19 protein-coding genes are annotated in these 16,679 nt (G+C 67.2%); 14 read left to right on the top strand and 5 right to left on the bottom strand.

Annotated features, from left to right (window positions below; all coding sequences use genetic code 11):
* Positions 1–155: hypothetical protein (locus HY049_04730; GenBank protein MBI3448209.1), on the bottom strand; the 155-nt coding region annotated here is incomplete at its 3' end.
* Between the two features lie 132 nt (positions 156–287).
* Positions 288–3,635 (bottom strand): PD40 domain-containing protein, encoded by a 3,348-nt coding sequence (locus HY049_04725; protein MBI3448208.1) that lies wholly within the window; start codon positions 3,633–3,635, stop codon positions 288–290.
* A 174-nt stretch (positions 3,636–3,809) separates the two neighbouring features.
* Between HY049_04725 and HY049_04720 the strand changes: the two genes are divergently transcribed.
* The 10 genes from HY049_04720 (at position 3,810) to HY049_04675 (ending at position 11,854) form a co-directional block, all read left to right on the top strand.
* Positions 3,810–4,340 (top strand): RNA polymerase sigma factor, encoded by a 531-nt coding sequence (locus HY049_04720; GenBank protein MBI3448207.1) that lies wholly within the window; start codon positions 3,810–3,812, stop codon positions 4,338–4,340.
* Between the two features lie 11 nt (positions 4,341–4,351).
* Entirely contained in the window at positions 4,352–4,990 is a 639-nt protein-coding gene (locus HY049_04715; protein MBI3448206.1) for a zf-HC2 domain-containing protein, read from the top strand.
* A 27-nt stretch (positions 4,991–5,017) separates the two neighbouring features.
* A complete protein-coding gene (locus HY049_04710; GenBank protein MBI3448205.1) occupies positions 5,018–5,800 on the top strand; it encodes a DUF4097 family beta strand repeat protein in 783 nt (260 codons plus the stop codon).
* Between the two features lie 7 nt (positions 5,801–5,807).
* Positions 5,808–6,599, top strand: coding sequence for a serine/threonine protein kinase (locus tag HY049_04705; GenBank protein MBI3448204.1), 792 nt, complete (start codon positions 5,808–5,810; stop codon positions 6,597–6,599).
* A 63-nt stretch (positions 6,600–6,662) separates the two neighbouring features.
* Positions 6,663–7,943 (top strand): hypothetical protein, encoded by a 1,281-nt coding sequence (locus HY049_04700; protein MBI3448203.1) that lies wholly within the window; start codon positions 6,663–6,665, stop codon positions 7,941–7,943.
* Positions 7,944–8,161: 218 nt separating this feature from the next.
* Positions 8,162–8,302 carry a hypothetical protein gene (locus tag HY049_04695; GenBank protein MBI3448202.1) on the top strand — a complete coding sequence of 47 codons (141 nt, stop codon included), beginning with the start codon at positions 8,162–8,164 and terminating at the stop codon, positions 8,300–8,302.
* Positions 8,303–8,509: 207 nt separating this feature from the next.
* Complete coding sequence (locus HY049_04690; protein MBI3448201.1) at positions 8,510–10,111, top strand: DUF4062 domain-containing protein; 1,602 nt, start codon at positions 8,510–8,512, stop codon at positions 10,109–10,111.
* 46 nt (positions 10,112–10,157) lie between these two features.
* Positions 10,158–10,766, top strand: coding sequence for a hypothetical protein (locus HY049_04685; GenBank protein ID MBI3448200.1), 609 nt, complete (start codon positions 10,158–10,160; stop codon positions 10,764–10,766).
* Positions 10,767–11,288: a M15 family metallopeptidase gene (locus tag HY049_04680; GenBank protein ID MBI3448199.1), complete on the top strand. Its 522-nt coding sequence runs from the start codon at positions 10,767–10,769 to the stop codon at positions 11,286–11,288.
* Positions 11,285–11,854 (top strand): hypothetical protein, encoded by a 570-nt coding sequence (locus HY049_04675; GenBank protein ID MBI3448198.1) that lies wholly within the window; start codon positions 11,285–11,287, stop codon positions 11,852–11,854. The genes HY049_04680 and HY049_04675 overlap by 4 nt, the downstream gene beginning before the upstream one ends.
* 26 nt (positions 11,855–11,880) lie before the next feature.
* On the opposite strand, the gene HY049_04670 is transcribed toward HY049_04675, so the two are convergent.
* Positions 11,881–12,987: a hypothetical protein gene (locus HY049_04670; protein MBI3448197.1), complete on the bottom strand. Its 1,107-nt coding sequence runs from the start codon at positions 12,985–12,987 to the stop codon at positions 11,881–11,883.
* Positions 12,988–13,229: 242 nt separating this feature from the next.
* Here HY049_04670 and HY049_04665 point away from each other — a divergent pair, with 242 nt between their 5' ends.
* The 4 genes from HY049_04665 (at position 13,230) to HY049_04650 (ending at position 15,883) form a co-directional block, all read left to right on the top strand.
* Positions 13,230–14,612: a S41 family peptidase gene (locus HY049_04665; protein MBI3448196.1), complete on the top strand. Its 1,383-nt coding sequence runs from the start codon at positions 13,230–13,232 to the stop codon at positions 14,610–14,612.
* Between the two features lie 95 nt (positions 14,613–14,707).
* Positions 14,708–14,998, top strand: a complete 291-nt coding sequence (locus HY049_04660; protein ID MBI3448195.1) for a type II toxin-antitoxin system Phd/YefM family antitoxin — start codon at positions 14,708–14,710, stop codon at positions 14,996–14,998.
* A complete protein-coding gene (locus HY049_04655) occupies positions 14,998–15,294 on the top strand; it encodes a type II toxin-antitoxin system RelE/ParE family toxin (protein MBI3448194.1) in 297 nt (98 codons plus the stop codon). The genes HY049_04660 and HY049_04655 overlap by 1 nt, the downstream gene beginning before the upstream one ends.
* A gap of 52 nt (positions 15,295–15,346) precedes the next feature.
* Positions 15,347–15,883 (top strand): hypothetical protein, encoded by a 537-nt coding sequence (locus HY049_04650; GenBank protein MBI3448193.1) that lies wholly within the window; start codon positions 15,347–15,349, stop codon positions 15,881–15,883.
* Positions 15,884–15,903: 20 nt separating this feature from the next.
* Here the strand turns inward: HY049_04650 and HY049_04645 are convergent, their stop codons facing one another.
* Positions 15,904–16,302: a PIN domain nuclease gene (locus tag HY049_04645; GenBank protein ID MBI3448192.1), complete on the bottom strand. Its 399-nt coding sequence runs from the start codon at positions 16,300–16,302 to the stop codon at positions 15,904–15,906.
* On the bottom strand, positions 16,299–16,502 hold the full coding sequence (locus HY049_04640) for a type II toxin-antitoxin system VapB family antitoxin (GenBank protein ID MBI3448191.1): 204 nt from the start codon (positions 16,500–16,502) through the stop codon (positions 16,299–16,301). Before HY049_04640 ends, HY049_04645 begins: the two co-directional genes overlap by 4 nt.
* Between the last annotated feature and the right edge of the window lie 177 nt (positions 16,503–16,679).

Raw genomic sequence — 16,679 nt, 5'->3', positions numbered from 1 at the left:
GCGTGTTGATCCGCGTGGACCGTCGCGAGAGGTTGCTCGACCGCCGCCACGGCGGCCGGATCCGGAAGGGCGGCCCGGGCGCTCGCGCCCGCCGTCAGGATTGCGGCAAGACAGATCAGCGCGCTCGACGCGCGCGCGAAAGGATGTTCTCTCATCTCCAAGGCCATCTCCTCACTCGATGATCGCCGAGGACAGGGTTCGGCGACGGGGCCGGACAGATGCGTGTATATACGCGATCCGGCCCCGCGCTGCCATGAGTTTTCAGTGACGACGGGCCGACAATCCCGTCATTGATCCCACCCGAACCTCTCCGCCAGGGCCTCGATCCAGCCTTGCGTCGCCGGGTGGATCGTGTCACCCCCCTCCTTCTCGAAGAAGAAGGGCTTGCGCTTCACCTTGTCGGGGGCGATCTGGTCCATCGTGGTCGCGTCGTAGAGGCGGCCGTTGAGCATCGTGTAGGCGACTTTCTCCGAGTCCCTGATGTTCCCGAGGGGATCCCCCGAGATGACCGCCAGGTCGGCGAGCTTGCCGACCTCGATCGACCCGATGTCCTTGTCCATGCCGATGTAGCGCGCGCCGTCGATCGTCGCGCCGCGGAAGGCCTCCCACGGCGTGAAGCCGCCCTGGGCCATGCTCCAGATCTCCCAGTGCGCGGCAAGACCCGCCCTCTGGCCGTGGGCGCCGATCTGGATCGAGACCCCCTTCTCCCTGAGCTTGTGGGCCTCCTCGGCGACCTTGATGTGGTTGTAGTGCTCGTCGGGGGCCTTCGTCCGGCGCATCGAGCGCGGCTCGATGATGAAGCGCGGCGTGAAGGTCATGAGCTTCACGTCCTTCCAGACGTCGGTGCGGTCGTACCAGTAGTTCTCCCCCGAGATGCCGCCGTAGGCGACGACGAACGTCGGGGTGTAGCCGACCTTCGTCTGCGACCAGAGCTGCCTCACGTCGTCGTAGAAGGAGACGAGCGGCGTCGCGTGCTCGATGCCGGTGTGGCCGTCGACGATCTCGGTCATGTTGGGCTGGAACTTCGCCCCCCCCTCGGGGACGACCATCATCTGGAGGTCGCGCGCGGCGGCGATGATCTGCTGGCGCTGGTCGCGCCGGGGCTGCTGGTAGGACTTCACCGAGATCGCCCCGGCCTCCTTGAGGCGCCTCACGTGGAAGGTCGCGTCGTCGAGGGAGTCGATGTCGGCGGTCGCGCCGGGTGAGTGCGCGCCGTAGAGGATCGTCCCTGTCGAGAACACCCGCGGCGCGACGATGAGCCCCGCCCTCTGGAGCTCGGCGGCGGCGAAGACGCTCTGCGTGTCGTTCGACGGGTCGTGGATCGTCGTGACGCCGAAGGCGAGGTTCGCGAGCTGGCCCCAGTTCTGGTCCGGGACGATCCCTTCGTTGCTGAAGGCGCCGTGAGCGTGCACGTCGACGAGGCCGGGGATAATCGTCCTCCCGGTGACGTCGATCACGGTCGCGTCGGCCGGGATCTTCACTCTCCCCGCCGGGCCCACCGCCTCGATCCGGTTGGCGCGCACGACGACCACGCCGTCGTCGATGATCTCCACCTTCGACCCTGCGTCCCTCATCGTGATGATCTTCGCCCCCTTCAGGGCGATGGCCCCCCTGGGTTTGTCCGACGGGACGCGGAACTTGAGATCGATCCCCTGCTCGACCGGATCGGGGAGCTTCTCGGGGGCGCCGTCGAGGAAGGCGAAGGCGTCCTTCAGCTCGCGCGTGTAGAGGGTCGGGCCGTGCGCCCAGTGGAGAGACTTGCTGTCCCCGGACCACGACAGATACTCGCCGGATCGCTTCGAGACCTGCTTCACCGGGATCGACTTCGCGCCGGAGCCGATGTCCACGGGCTTCCCGGTGATCGCAAACGGCGCGACGTAGGCGTTCCACTTCGCGCCGAAGGCGATCCACTTCCCGTCGGGGGAGACCGCGAACTCGGTCGCCTCGTCGCTCTTGAGGTGCGTCTTGAGGTCCACGCCGTCGAGGTTCACGGACTTGAGATGGAGGTTCGTCTCCTCGACGGTATCCGCGAAGTAGACCCGGTCCGACGTGGCGCCGAACTGCGGATTCGTCCCGCTCTTCGTGAGGAGCTTCGCCTCGCCGCCGGCGGCGGGGATCAGGTAGATGCCGGGGTCCATCGACCAGTCGCCTGAGCCGAGGTAGCCGTCGGTGATCTTCCGGAAGACGATCCACTTCCCGTCGGGGGAGAACTGCGGCTCGACATAGTGTCCAGGCTGCGACGTGACGGCGTGATCCGACGCGCCGTCGGCGCCCGCGACGCGGATCGACCCGAGCGCGTCGTCGTTCCAGGTGGTGTAGACGATCTGGCGGCCGTCGCGCGACCACGCGGGGTAGATCTCGCTGTGATCGCTCTGGGACGTCAGGCGCTTCGGGTCTCCCGAGGCCGCGTCGCGGACGTAGAGCTTCCCGAGCGCCTGGAGGACGATCTTCGATCCGTCCGGCGACATCTGCGGCCAGCGGGGCATCTTCACGTCGAAGGCGTCGGGGGCCACATCCACCGGGAAGCGGAGGCTGGCCGTGACCTTCCGCTCCGCCTTCACGTGGACCGGGATATCCGTGACGGCCTTCGTCCTCACGTCGACGCGTCGGATTTTTCCGCCCGCCCAGAAGACGATCGAACCGCCGTCGGGGGTCCAGGCGTACGCCGGCGTGTTCCCCTGGCTCCCGTCTGTTTCTTGAAGGTCGCGGTCGAGCTTCGTGTAGATGGGGCGCTCGAGCCCCGAGGCGAGGTCCTTCACGTACAGCGCGCTCGTCATGGACGGCGTGCGCTTCACGAAAGCGAGCGACTTCCCGTCGCGCGACGGCACGGGGCGGATGGCGCCGCCGGCCCCGGCCACGTACGTGTCGGTCTCCGCCGTCCTCCGGTCGAAGCGCTGGACGACGAAAATCTGCTTCGTCGAGTCCTTGTCGTACTGCCAGACGCGCCCCGGAGTCGTGTCCTGGCTGTAGTAGACGTACCGGCCGTCGGGCGAGAGCGCGGGCTCGGCGATGTTCTTCTGAGCCTTCGTCCCGTCGGGGCGCTCGACCATCACGAGGCCTCCCCCGCCTCCCACGCTGAAGAGCCAGATCTCCCCCGCCGGGATGCTGCGCGTGGTGGTGAAATCCTTCTTCGCGACGATGTACGCTCCGTCGGCGCTCCACGACGGGTTGTGGACGAGGTGCTCCTTCTCCTCGGTGACCGCCTTCGCTCCCGACCCGTCGGCGTTCATGAGCCAGAGGTTGTCGGCGCCGCCGCGATCGCTGACGAAGACGATCTTCTTCCCATCAGGGCTGAAGCGAGGCTCGGTGTCCCATGGAATCCCCTCGGTGAGCGCCTTCGCGTCGCCACCCGCGGCCGGGACGGCGTAGATGTCGCCGAGCATGTCGAACACGATCGTCTTCCCGTCGGGGGAGATGTCCACGTCGGACCAGGTCGTCTCGGTGGTGTCGATCGAAACCGACGTCCACGTCCCCGGAGGGTTGGCCACGTCCCACTTCTTCTCGTCCTTCTTGTCGTCAGCCTTGGCGGCGTTCTTCTTGGCGTCCGCTGTGGCGGACTTGTCGGCCGCCGCGGCGGGCAGGAAGAGCAAGGCGAGCAGGGCGGGAAGCGTCAGCGCGAAGAGTCCTCGTCTCATCCACATGTTCGATCCCTCGATCTTGTCAGGACGGGGTGACCCCGCCGATACGCATTGGAAGGGGGGCATGTTACCGGGGATTCCAGCGTTTTGCCCCATCCGGGCATCGAAAGGGGTGGGAAGGGAGGCGCCCGGATGGAAGCGCAGGCCGCGCAGGGATGGCTGGAGAGGGTGATGGACCCTCTCGCCGAAGAGCGCGATCTCGTGCGCCGGGCCCTCGGCGGCGACAGCGCGGCCTTCGAGAGCCTGTACCGGGAGAACGTCGGACGGATTCACTCCCTCTGCTCCCGGATGAGCGGGGACCGGAGCCGGGCCGACGATCTCACGCAGGAGGTCTTCATCCGGGCCTACCGGCAGCTCGGCACCTTCCGCGGGGAAAGCCGCCTCGGGTCATGGCTCCACCGGATGGCCGTGAACGTGGTCCTCGGCGACGAACGATCGCGCGCACGGCGCTTCGACCTGTCGCGAGGAGCCGCCGACGCCGACGGCCTGGCCGACCCGGTCTCGGGAAGAGGCCGCGAGGGGACGCCGGACCTCGAGAGGGCGATCGCCGCCCTCCCGGCGGGAGCGCGCGAGGTCCTGGTGCTCCACGACATCGAAGGGTACCGGCACGAGGAGATCGGCGAGATGACCGGACGATCGGCGGGAACGTGCCGCGCCCAGCTCCACCGGGCCCGACAGCTCCTGAGGGAGGCGCTGAAGTGAGCTGCCACGAGATGGAAGGACATTTGAACGACCTGGCCGACGGGACGATCGCCCCCGCCGAGCGCGCGGCGGTGGAAGCGCACCTCGCCGGCTGCGCCGCGTGCCGCGCGGCGCTCGAGGACCTCGAGGGCCTCGTTGCGAAGCTCTCGGCCCTTCCGCGCACCTCGGAGCCGTCGCGCGATCTCTGGCCCAACATCCGGCCGGGCGGGCGGCAACGCCCCCGCTTCGGCGCCCCGAGGAGGCACCCTCTGATCACCGGCCCTCACCTCGCCCTCGCGGCGGCGATCCTCATCGCCGTCTCGGCCCTCGTGACGGCTCTCGTCCTCAGGGAGCGCCCCGCCGGGCCTGTCGGTCCCGTTGCGCCCGTCGCGCCGGCCGGCGCCGTCGACGTCGCCGCGGCCGAGGCCGATCTCGCGCGCGCCACCGCAACTCTTCTCGACGCCCTGCACCGCCACCGCGACGACCTCCCGGCCGAGACGGTCGCCGAGATCGAGACGAACCTCCGCATCGTGGACCAGGCGATCGGCGAGGCGAGAGCGGCCCTCGCGCGCGACCCGTCGAACGCGCGCCTCGGCCACCTCGTGGCGGCGACGTACCAGAGAAAGCTCGACCTCATCCAGGGGGCCTCGCGCCTCCCCTCACATGTCTGAGTGTCTTTCGATCAGGGAGCAACGACCATGAAGAGACTTCTGACCGTATTGGGGGTGGTGGCTGCGGCGGTGACGCTCACGCTCTCCCAGGAGAAGATCGACCAGCGCCGCCCCGCTTCGGACAACGCCGCCGTCGCGATCGAGAACATCGCGGGGAAGGTCGTCGTCTCCGGCTGGAACCGCGCGGAGGTCGAGATCACCGGGATGCTCGGCAAGGGAACCGACGGCCTCGAGGTGACGGGCGACCGCGATCACGTCACCGTGAAGGTGAAGTACTCGAACGACAACGGCCCTCGCCGCGACATCGGCGACACGACGCTGAACCTGCACGTCCCGCAGGGCGCGAAGCTCAAGGTCGAGACCGTCAGCGCCCTCATCGACGTCTCGGACTTCGAGGGGGAGACGGAGCTTCAGTCGGTGAGCGGCACCGTGCACCTCACCGGCTCGCCGAAGACCGCCGACCTCTCCACGGTGAGCGGAGCGATTGCCGTCGACTCGAAGGCCCGCCTCGACGAGGGGTACTTCAAGACCGTCTCGGGGAGCATCGAGGTCGGCGCCGACCTGAGCCCCCGAGGGCGCTTCAAGTTCGAGACCGTCTCGGGGAACGTCACCCTCACCGTGCCGCGCGGAGCCTCCGCCGACGTTGAAGCTTCGTCTTTCAGCGGTAGAATCGAGAACGACTTCGGCCAGACGCCGAAGAAGTCGAACCCCTACCTCCCCTCGAGCGAGCTGTGGTTCCAGGTCGGAGGCGGCGGCGCCAGGGTTTCGATTCAGACTCTCAGCGGGCGGATCCGCATCGCCCAACAGTAAGGGTCCGATGGAAGCAGGCGACTCCCTCCTCCACTACACGATTCACTCGCGCCTCGGCGAGGGGGGGATGGGGGTCGTCTACCGGGCCGAGGACAGCCGCCTCGGCCGCACCGTCGCCCTCAAGGTCCTTCGCCCCGATCTCGCCGCCAACCAGGAGTGGGAGCGCCGCTTCCAGCGCGAGGTGCGGGCCGCCTCGGCCGTCAGCCATCCCGGCATCGCGACGATCTACGACGTCCACCGCGACGGCACCACCGTCTTCTACACGATGGAGTTCGTGGAGGGTCGAAACCTCCGCACGCTCCTCGAGGCGGGGCCCCTTCCTCTTCCTCTCGTGCTGCGGGCCGGCCTGCAGATCACCGAGGCGATGACCGAGGCGCACCGCCGCGGCATCGTCCACCGCGATCTCAAGCCCGAGAACGTCGTCCTCTCGGACTCAGGGTTCTTCAAGGTCCTCGACTTCGGCCTCGCCTGCTTCGTCACCGACGCCCTGGTAGGCCCCGAGGCCCGCTCGCGCCTCGAGACGATCACGCGCGACACGACCGGCGGCGGGCGCGTCATCGGCACCGTCAGCTACATGAGCCCCGAGCAGGCCCAGGGGCTCCCGGTGGACGCGCGGTCGGATCTCTTCTCGATCGGCGTCCTCCTTCACGAGCTTTCCACCGGGGTCTCCCCTTTCACGAAGGCGAGCGTCCTCGCGACCTTCCACGCCATCGTCCACGAGGCGGCGGCGCCGGTGCGCTCGCTGCGGCCCGAGCTTCCGGAGGAGCTCCAGTGGATCGTGTCGCGGTGCCTCGCGTAGGATCCGGGCGATCGCTACCAGACGGCGGCGGAGCTTGCCGAAGACCTTCGCGCCCTGGCGGGGGTGAGCGGTTCGGGGGCGCGGAAGATCTCGTCGATCCGGCGGTTCGGTGAGGCGCCGGCTTCGAGGCGGTGGCCTCTCGTGGCGGGGGCGGCTGTCGTGGTGGCGATCGTGGCGGGAATTTTCGTGGTGCGGCGGGTGGTACCAGTCGCCGGGCTGCCCGCAACGCCCGGGCGGTTCGAGAGGGCTTCGGTTCGGGTTCCCGATCCGTCTCTGTTGCGGTCGATCGCCGTCGCGGCCTTCGCGAACAACAGCGCGGACTCCAAAGACGCCTGGCTCTCGCAGGGTGTCCCCCAGATGATCACGACGGATCTGGCTTCGTCGCCGGACCTTCGCGTGATTTCGTCGCAGAAGCTGAACGATCTCGTCGCGATGTCGGGGAAAAAAGACATCGGGTCGCTCGACGGGGCCACCGTCACGGAGCTCGCGAAGTGGGCCGGCGCCGGGGTCGTCATCGCGGGGTCGATCTTCAAGATGGACTCGGGGTACCGCATCGACGCGCAGGCTTCGGATGCGGCTTCGGGGCAGGTCCTCGTGGCGTCGAAGGCCGAGGGGAAAAACGTCTTCGAGCTGGTCTCGAAGCTGACGGCGGATCTGAGGGCGGGGTTGACTCATTCGGGGGCGCCTCCTCGGGTGACGCCTGTCCAGACCGTCGCGGTCTCGGAGGATGCGTACCGCTCGTTCACGCGAGGGATGGAGGACTTCCGTCGGCTCCGGTATGGCGAAGCGGCCGATGCCTTCCGCGAGGCTCTCGCGGCGGATCCTTCGTACGCTCCGGCGCAGATGCGGCTGGGGATGGCGCTGTGGCTCGGCGGCGATCGTCCTCATGGGCTCGAGTGGATTCGGAAGGCTTCGGGGTCTTCGGGGTCTCTGTCGGATCGGGATGGGCGGTTGCTCGCGGTGGTCTCGGCTTGCCTCGATTCGAAGGATCCTCATCTGATCGAATCGCGCGTGGCGGAGTTCCGGAAGAGCTTCCCGCGGGATTCGGAGGCGCTGCTGTGGCAGGCGCAGGCTTCGGCGGATCTCCTGGGGGATCGCCTGGGGGCTGTCCGGCTGCTTCAGGGGATTCTCGGGGACGAGTCGGACAATCTGGCGGCGCTGTCGCTCCTCTCGTCGCAGCTCGCGGAGATCGGGGCGCCCGGCGATGCGGCGGCGATCCTTTCGGATTACCTGGTGCGGCATCCGGCGGACGCGGGGACGGTGGGGAGGAAGATCACTATATATAGGAAGGGGACGGAAGTTCCGATTCCGCCGGCGAAGCCGGTGCCCGCGCCGGGGAGCTAGACCTGGGTTCTTGTTTTCCGGGGAACAGGCGGGACCTTCAAGGTGCCGATGCTGTACCGCGACGGCTTGGAGATACCGCAGGGGAAAGCGTTCTGATGAATTGCCGACATTTCCCGCCATGTCGAGGACGCCCCCGACCATTTCGGCCTCACGTTCGAGAAAGACGATATCGTGACCCTCCCGCACCTCGCCCTCCTCAACGGGTGGACGCCGTCCTCGTGGGCTCTTCCGACAACGCGCGCGTCGCCGTCTCCCACGACATGTGGGCCGAGATCGCCTCCACGCACACCACGCTCCTCACGACCCTGCAACAGAAGTTCTCTCGAGTGGGGACCTCGTCGTGGAACGACGTGAGGTGAGCCCATGACAAGCACGGCATCCCTCTGACGCTCCTCATCAGCCTGCGGAACTCGGAAGCTCGGCGCCCGCGGGCGCTTCCTAGCTCACTTCCGACCCCTCGATCCCGTCGATCGGCCCAGGCACGCGAAGGTGCTGGCCTTCTCGCCGAACGCGGGCTTCTGGATGCCCCTTCCCGACGACCCCTCGTCGTGCAAGACTCCACCGCGATGACGCCCCAACTCCGTGTGTTCGTCAGCTCCGTGCAGAAAGAGCTCGAGGACGAGCGCCTCGTCGTTCAGAATCTGCTGAACACCGACTCCTTCCTCTCGGCGCACTGCACTCCCGTGCTTTACGAGTACGAGCCCGCGGCCCCGACCAGGCCGCTGGACGGATGCCTCGAGGCCCTCGACGCCTGCCAGGTCTACCTGCTGATTGTCGGCGTCCAGCACGGTACCCCGTTGGGCGAGTTGTCGATCACCCACGCCGAGTATCGCCGAGCAAAGAAGAATTCGATTCCCGTGCTCGCGTTCATCCGCGGCGAGCGACACGTGGCGCGCGAACCAGGAACGGTGGCCCTGCTGGCCGAGCTCGACGCGGACGGACCCAAGTACAAGCGCTTCGGGAACGTCATCGAACTCCAGCGGGAGGTTCGGGCGGCATTGCTGAAGCTGCTTCGGGATCGCTTCGGCATCGCCCCCACCAGCGACGAGGAGGAGATCGCCCGCCAGACCATCGAGGCGACGTCCCCCTTCGAGTCCCGCCCCCTCGACCGGATTCGCTGGCAGGATCTCGATCACGACATCGTTCGCCGACTGCTTGCTGCGGCGGAAGGACGCGAACGGGCGGGATTCTCGGACGACGACTTACTCGTCGGCGCCACTCTGCGCGGTCTCGTCTGGCATGAGCCGAGCTCGGGCGAGCACTTTGCCACCGCCGCCGGCATCGTGCTTCTGGCCCGCGATCCGTCGGCCGTGTTTCCCCAGTGCCGCATCCTGGCCGACGCCTACCGGGGAGCGGAGGCCGACGGAGCGCCCCGCGACCATGAGGACATCCGAGCGCCGATGCCGATCGCCGTTGATCGCGCCCTCGCCTTCGTCGATCGCAATACGCGGCACCCCATGCGGGTCGTCGGGCTCAACCGCGTGCGCATCGACGAGTACCCCGAGGAAGCGCTGCGCGAGGCGGTGGTGAACGCGATCGCGCACCGGCAGTACGAGGACGCCGGCCGGAAAATCCTGCTCGAAGTCTTCTCCGATCGCGTCGCCGTCTCGAGCCCGGGCCTGCCGCCCGCGCCCATCACGCTCGCGAGCCTCCGCAAGGTCAAGTATCGTCCGTGCTCGCGAAACCCCGTTCTCGCCCAGTGCCTGTCCTACTTCCACCGCATCGAGGAGCGCGGCAGCGGCTTTCGTCGCATGACCGACCGGATGCTCGATCACGGGCTCGACCGACCGCTTATCGGAACCGACACCGGCTATTTCCAGGTCACGTTTCCGGGGCCGGGCGAGAACATCGAGCGCATCCGTGTGCAGGAGAGCCGGCTCGTGGTGACGCCCGCCGTGGATGCGCAACTAAACGATCGCCAGCGGAGGATGGTGCAATGGATGGTGGAGGGTCAGGAGCTCACGAGCAGGCAGTGCGAAGCGGAATTCGGTGTCACCCGACCGATCACGTCCGGCGACTTCGGTAAGCTGGTCGAACTTGGCCTGGCGGAGAAACTGGGAGCGGGCCGCTCCACGCGCTACCGCCTCAAGGGGACCGGCGAATCGTCAACCAATCGTCAAGCCGATCGGCCCAATCGTAAACCGGCGAAGGGTGGGGACTCCGAGTGACGAACTCACAAGTGGAGGCACCCGTGAGCCAAGAGGAGGTGTCGTGATGAGATGGCCACCCATCGTCCTCGGGGTAATCGTCCTCGCGCTCTCGCCGCTCCATCCGCTCGCGGAGGAGCCGGAGAAGCACGACTGCGGAACAGCCCAGACAAGACCTCATGGATGCGAGTACAGCTTCACCCTGCCACCCGACGAATTCGTCCCGACCTTCGGCAAGAAAGAGGACGGCACCCTGAACTACCGAGTCCCCCTCCTCAAGGTGTTCGACAGGACGGGAGTCCAGGTACTCGATCGAATGGGATACGCGAAGGGCCTCGTGGACGTGCTGAAAGAAACGACCGCGTCGCCCAAGCCGGTGGAAGGCCACGGAACCCTCGCCGAAGCGTTGGCCCGAGTTCGAACGGCCGCCGGGCCAGCGCCTGCGGCCTCGGGACTGACCCAGGCCGATTTCTACATCGTGACGTACGAGGCCGAGTGGTGCGTCCCGTGCAAGGCCCAGTTGAAGGATGTCCGCCGTTTCGCCGATTCCAATCGAAAGGCCCGGACCGACATCGTGCGCGTCGAAGCCAATTTCATGGCGCTCGACTCCGACACCCAGAAACGCCTCGTCGGGCACACGTCTCCACCCCCGAAACCGGAAGAGAAAGACAGGTAGGTGCGCGTGGCCCGGATCCTCGCCGAGCTGGGGATCCCCGCCTCGTACGCCGTGGACAATCGCCTGCGGCTCCACGTGGAAGCGACGGACCTCGTCGCCATCGGCACCGACATCCACGGGCGGGAGCGCCAGCTCACGCCGCACGCAGCCGATCGCTGGGCCGAACTCCGCACCGCCGCGGAGCGGGACGGAATCACACTTCTCCTCGTCTCCGCCTTCCGCAGCGTGGATTACCAGCTGGGGATCTTCGAGCGGAAGATCGGGGCGGGCGAATCCCTCGAGAGTATCCTGAAGGTGAACGCGCCTCCCGGATACAGCGAGCACCACACGGGCCGGGCGGTGGACCTCACGACGCCGGGGTGCGCTCCGCTCGTCGAGGAGTTCGAGTCGACCGCAGCCTTCGCATGGCTTCTGTTGCACGCGCATCGCTTCGGCTTCGTCATGACGTATCCTCGCGGCAACGAGTTCGGGATGGCCTACGAGCCGTGGCACTGGGCCGTCCGCGAAGGCCAGACGTCATGAACGATCACGCCCTCTTCACGCTTCTCGCCATCGCCGAGGTGTCGGCCACCTTCGCCGGGTTCAGCGGCGTGGTCGCCGTCTTCGGCCGGCGGGCACACGGTGAGTGGTTCCCCGAAGACCGGTTCCGCCTCACCAACATGCTGATGATGTCGCTCGGAAGCGGCCTCTTCGCCCTCGTCCCGATACTCGAGGAGCTGCTGCACGTCCCCGACCGCGCGCTCTTCACGACCGCGAGCGCCCTCCTCGGCGCCTTCTCCCTGGCGTATCTCATCGTCGGCGTAGCGCGGACGCGACGCCTCAGGCGCGAGCATCCCGGGGCCCTCGCGAGGTGGGCCGTGGTCGTCATCCAGGCGTCACTGTTTCTGGCGGCCGCGCTCCAGGCGCTGAACGCCTTCGGCATCCTCTACAACCATGAAGCCGGCCCGTACCTCGCGGGGCTGCTCCTGCTCCTTGTTTTCGCCGGGATCCAGTTCGCCTTCCTCGTCCTGGTCCCCCCGCGGGAAGGCCCCCGGCGCGACGAGCCCCCTCACGTGAAAGAGGCCCCGCGCAAGAAAGGACGCGCATGATCGGGACGACTCCCGGCCGCTGACCTCTACCCCTTCACCGCCACGAGGATCTCCTTCCCCCGGAAGACATCGGGGTCGAGGATGACCACCCTCGCGCCGCCCCGGTCCTCGTCGATCTCCACCGTGAAGTCCCTCCCTTCCTGGTAGATCGTCGGGAGGACCCGTACGCCGCGGATCTCATCGAGGCCGTAGCTCTGCGGCCGGAGATCGATTCTCGTGCCCGCGCGGAGATCCAGCGACTGGTCGTAGCTCACCCCCTTCACGTCCTGGAGGCGCCTCAGGACGGGGCTCAGAACCCCCTGCTCCTTCAGGCTCCGATCGCTGTCGGCGTGGTAGAAGAGGCTGTTCTCGCGCGTGATCAGATCGCTCTCGAGCTGCGCGCGTGCCTCGGAGAGCTGGGATTTGTCCTGCTTCAGGCTCGCGACCTGCACCTTCGCCGCGTCGCGCTCCTTCTTGTAGCCGTCCCGCGCCTTCACCAGCTCGCGCGTCTTCGCCCGGCGCATCGCGATCGGAGTCTGCCCCGCGTCCCCCGCCGTCACGTACGTGCGGAAGGTGTCCTTCTGGGGATCGTAGAAGAACCAGACCTGGTTGCCGGCGAGGAGCTCGTCGGTCTGGTCGACCTGCTTCAGGAGATCCTTCGCCTTCGCCTCGTCGAGGTGGACCTCCCCCGTCAGGTAGGCCATCGCGAGATCGTGGTGCTTGTCCCCGCGCCTGGCCACGACAAACTTGTCGGGAAGGGTCTGCTCGAGATGCATCAGCTTCGCCTGCATCTCGCGGATGGTGTCGCGGTCGGAGATGATCGCCTGGAGCAGGGACCTGTACGAGATGTCCTTCTCCTCCTTGACGAGCGCGTCGAGGACGTCGCGCTGCTCGGGGTTCAGGTCCTGTGTGAAGATCTCGCTGAACTGGAGCGTTCTCTCCCCCGGCTTGCGGGAGGAGTTGAACATGTCGATCCGCTTCATCATGGTGCTGGACGCCTCGTCGATCCGGGCGCGATCCTGCTGGAGCTGCGTCAGCAGCTCGTCGCTGGTCTTCGCGGAACCCGGGGCGGACCGCGCACAGCCGAGCCCGCCGAGTCCCATCAAGGCGACGACCGCGACCGCGGTCGCCGACACCATTCTGATGGCGCGCATGGAGCCTCCTCCGGGACGATGCCCGCGACACACGTGGATGCCTCGGCCGGCGGAATCAGCAGCATCCGTGCCACGCGAAATCAGGCTGCTTCTCTCGGGCGGCAGGGTTAGGTGTCCACGCTTGCCGGGCAGTCGGTTGTCGGGAGTTCCGGACTTCGCGGCACGCGTCCGACGTTCGTCGAGGCTGGCGTCGCGGCTCCTCGTGGTACCGTGGCGCGACACCATTCGGGATGGAGTGACGAATGCCGCGCCGCTTCCTGACGATCCTCGCGCTCGCCTTCCTGGCCCCGCCGGCGGTCAGTGCGCAAACGCCCGCCCTGACCGGCGTCTGGAAATCGGACGGCTACGGCCTCGTCTTCGTGGCGGACGGCGACACGCTCCAGGCCTACGAGGTCACCCGGACGACCTGCGTGCCGAGCATGAAGATGATCCGGCGCCCGGCGACACCGGCCGGAGTCGAAGCCGTCTACACCGTCGACAACGAGCTCACACTGGTGAAAGCCACACCGGATCCGGACGAGAAGCGCCTCCACAACGACGGCGCCGCGTCCGACATGATGATCCACCGGATGGCCGCCCGCCCCGCCGTCTGCGACAAGCCCACCCCGGACACCCCCGAGGGGAACTTCGAGGTCTTCGCGCAAACCTGGGCCGAGCACTACATCCTCTTCGACGAGAAGCACGCCGACTGGCCCGCCGTGGTCGCCGCGGCCCGAGCGAACGTGAAGGCGACGACGACGCCTGCGGATCTCTTCGAGATCCTCCAGGGGATGATCGCCCCGTTCGAAGACGCGCACACCTCGATTGGGGCGGAGGCCATCCAGCGTCGATACCGCACTCTGCGCAAAGGTACCGACCGCTTGATCAAGAACGGCATGAAGGACTTCAGGACGAAGGATCTGCCGCCGCTGCTCGCCGTCACGGACGCCAGACTCCAGGGCCCGATCCGCAAGTGGTGCGACGATCAGGTCCAGTTCGGGCGGCTCGACGAATCGACCGGATACCTCCGGTTCCTCTCGGAAGGGGGCTACACGAAGGAAGGAGATTTCGCGAGCGGGCTCGACGCGCTCGAGGAGGCGCTCGACGCGATCTTCACCGACTCGAAGCTCAAGGGGCTCGTGATCGACGTCCGAATCAACTTCGGCGGCGCCGACCCGTATGGCCTCGCGCTCGCCTCGCGGCTGGCGACCTCGGACTACGTCGCCTATTCGAAGGAAGCGCGGATGGATCCGGTCGATCACAAGAAGTGGACGCCGGGGCAGCCGAGCCTCGTGCGGCCGAGCACCCGGCCGTCCTTCAGGGGACCCGTGGTGGAGCTGACCGGGCCGCTCACCATCAGCGCGGGGGAGACGATGACGCAGGCCCTGATGGGCCGGACGCCCCGGGTGATCCGAATCGGCGAGAACACGCAGGGGGTCTTCTCGGACGTGCTCGGCCGGACGCTGCCGAACGGCTGGACCTTCGGTCTGCCGAACGAGGTCTTCCGGTCGCCGGAGGGGAAGACCTTCGACGGGCCGGGGATTCCGCCGGACATGGCCGTGCCCGTCTTCGCCGACGAGGATCTCAAGGCCGGACGTGACCCTGCCCTCGAGCGCGCGCGGGCCGAACTCTACCGAAACCAGTAATCGGTTCTCCGTCAGAGTCCCGTTCACCTGAATGCGATTGCCGGAGGACCGAATTCGGTCTATATTCCGTCCGCGATCGAGAGGGAGGTCTCCCAGTGAAAGAAGTTCAGATCTCGGATGGAATCGTTCCCCTGGGCGAGTTCAAGGCGCAGGCCGCCAGGCTGCTCAAGCACCTCGGTGAGTCCGGCGAGCCGATGGTCATCACCCAGAACGGGCGGCCGGCCGGCGTCCTCGTATCCCCTAAAGAATATGACCGGATCGTGGAGCGGCAGCGCTTCCTCGAATCGATCGCCGCCGGGCTTGCCGACGCGGAAGCGGACAGGGTCGTCGAGACCGCGGAGTTGCGGAAACGACTCAAGGCCTGGCGGGCCAAGCGCTCCGGCTGATGAAGGTCGTCTGGACGGCCGAGGCCTGGAAACGCCTGCAGGAGATCGAAACCTACATCGCCCAGGCCGCCCCCCGGGCGGCGTCGAACTTCGTGGACCGCCTGATCTCGCGATCCGATGCGCTCGCGCGCCATCCGAATCGGGGGCGCAGTCTTCCAGAGATGCCTGCCAGCGGCTTGCGTGAGCTCGTGGTCGATAAGTACCGGGTCGTCTACCGTCGCGGTCCACACGCGATCGAGATCCTGACCGTGTTCGAGGGCCATCGCCTGCTGCGGCGAGACGAGCTTCCGGAATAAACTCCGCCTTCGTCGCGGTTCCCGGAAGAGACTCCACCTCCGAGGAGGCCCCATGCGACAATCCGTCCTGACGTCCGCCGCGCTGGTTCTCGCCCTCGCGACCCTCTCCCGCGCCGAAGCCCCCGCCTCCGCCGAGGCCTTCACTCGCCTGCGCGCTCTCGCGGGCGACTGGGAGGGGACGTCGGAGTGGTCCGGCGGCCGCACCGGCACCGGCGGAATGAACGCCCGCTACTACCTGACCGGCAACGGCACCGCCCTGATCGAGAACCTGATCGTGGCCGGCGAGCCCATCATGACGAGCGTCTACCACCAGGACGGAGACGACCTGAGGGTCACCCACTACTGCGCCGCGGGAAACCAGCCGCGCCTCAAGGCGAAGACGATCGACCTCGCCCACGGCACGATCGCCTTCACGCTGGTGGACGTCACGAACCTGCGATCTCCCGACGCCGGCCACGTCGAGGCGATCGATCTCCAGCTCGTCGACGCCGACCATCTCAACGTCGTCTTCACGTTCGTGGGAGGCGACAAGCGCAGCGTGGAGACGGTCGCGCTCAGACGGGTGAAGGCGGGCGCGGCAGCCGGGTGAGCGCTGGGTTCGCCCGAGGCTCAGACCAGCTTCAGAGGGCTGACCCGCGCGATCCTGTCGAATTCCCTATCCGCGGTGAGCAGGAGGCAATCGTGACGGATGGCTGCGGCGGCGATCTGGCAGTCGGCTGTCGAGGCGCTCACCCCCGTCGAGGCGCACACCCTGTGGAGCGATGCCGCCGCAACGAACTCGCGTCGACCCAGGTCGAGAAGTGGAAACGGCTCGAGATGCCTGGCCACCCTGCCGAACGAGGAATCCGAGCGGAACGCCTGAAGGATCTCCTGGAGTATCCATCCTGTCAGGACCACGTCCTCGTCGTTCTCGAGCAGGGACGCGAGCTGTTCAACGGCAGGGTGCTCCGTCGGGCCTTTTCTGCGCAGTGCGAGAGACCAGACCGACGTATCGACGAGCACTCTCAACGACCGCGTCTCCGCTCGGCCTTGTAATCGTACTTCGGATTCCAGGGGAGCTTGCCGAAGAGCCTCAGGATGCGACGACGCTTCCGGCGCGCGACGTACTCGGCCAATGCGGAGTTGACGGCGGCGCGCTTCGACGGATGCCGTCCCAGCCGCTGCGCCTCCGCCACCAGGTCGTCGTCGAGCGCGAGATTGGTCGCCATCGCGGAGCCCTCCTACACAATCGATTACACAAGAATCATCCGTGTTCGGTTAGCGGTTTGGAAGGAAGAGGGTAGACGAAGGGCCACGTCCTCTGTTCTCATGGGGTTGTCGAAGCTCCAGGAGATGGAGGAAAAACCGTGGCCCGACACAAGTCTATCGGAATCCGTCGTGAGTTG

The organism is Acidobacteriota bacterium (assembly GCA_016195325.1).
Classification (GTDB): Bacteria; Acidobacteriota; Polarisedimenticolia; order JACPZX01; family JACPZX01; genus JACPZX01.
This window is presented reverse-complemented; position numbering and strand designations above follow the sequence as displayed.